Below are 1,054 nucleotides of genomic sequence, written 5' to 3'. Positions count from 1 at the left end.
TTCTATGCTGGTTACTTACTTCGGCAAAATCTACAGTTTTCCCCCTGTAACCACGGAGGAAAACGGAAACCATGATAGTCATCAGATGGTTTAGGTACACATCGGATAAAAATAATCCGAGTTTTAAGGTCTTAAAGTAATTGTAAATACTGTTAGAATGATGTATACTGTTTGCAACGGGCACCCCCTTGTTGTTTGAGTATGTTGTTTGTTGGTACTTCAATTATACATCATTCAACAGCGGGTGTCTTTATTTTGTGCAATATTTGATATTTACTCATTTATAGCTAACAATAAAAAATCAAATCCATTTGGAACATACAAATTTCTAACAGCATAATTTGGATAACACGGATTAATTGCTGTAAGTTCTCCACCATCATTCTCAAGCAGATATATATTTTGAGGCCTTAATCTATGAATAAGTTCCGATGAATGGGTTGAAAAATAAATTATCAATTCGTTATCATTTGATTCAATCAAATCCTGAAGAAACAAAACCAGTCGATCTATTGCACTCGGATGTAATGCTAGTTCTACTTCATCTATCAAGAATAATAGTTTCTTCTTACTCCTGCTTTTACTCTTTATAACAAGATTATTAATAAAATCAATAAGTGATATGAGCATACTCTCTCCGCTACTCATTCGGAATTGACTGATTGTCGCTTTTTCACACCCTAAAAAGTATGGAATACCTTTAAATCCTATTTTTTCTGCATCAGTTCTATTTCTTATTTTCTTTAATGTTTTATAATGATTTTTGTCATTATGTAGTATATATCCTAATGTTGCCGCAACAAACTCATCAGCAGGTACCAAAAAATCCTCATAATTTTCCTGAGACATAAATTTGTCTATGCAATCATAATCATCAAACCGACATCCATAAAAAATACTTCCCTCATAAAATCCATCTAAATGTGTACTAGAGCGTGTTTGAAAAATAAAAAGTATACAAAACATTTGTTCCAGCCTCTTTTTCATGGTAAAATAAAGAAAAAGGGGGTTGATATTATGTTAAGGCGTTACGAACTCACCGATCAGGAATGGG

Annotated in this window: 1 protein-coding gene; it reads right to left on the bottom strand. The window is 32.6% G+C overall.

Annotation, left to right across the window (positions count from 1 at the left end; all coding sequences use genetic code 11):
• Window positions 1–273: 273 nt before the first annotated feature.
• Complete coding sequence (locus tag NSB25_RS29075; RefSeq protein ID WP_257479370.1) at window positions 274–966, bottom strand: ATP-binding protein; 693 nt, start codon at window positions 964–966, stop codon at window positions 274–276.
• Window positions 967–1,054 lie beyond the last annotated feature (88 nt).

Origin of the sequence: Acetatifactor muris (genome assembly GCF_024623325.1) — a bacterium.
In the GTDB taxonomy this organism is placed as follows: domain Bacteria; phylum Bacillota; class Clostridia; order Lachnospirales; family Lachnospiraceae; genus Acetatifactor; species Acetatifactor muris.
Note: the sequence above shows the minus strand (reverse complement) of the source record. Positions and strands in the feature narration are given on the sequence as shown.

Coding starts and splice junctions, on each gene's coding strand:
- NSB25_RS29075 (WP_257479370.1), bottom strand. CDS start 966: ATGTTTTGTATACTTTTTATTTTTCAAACACGCTCTAGTACACATTTA.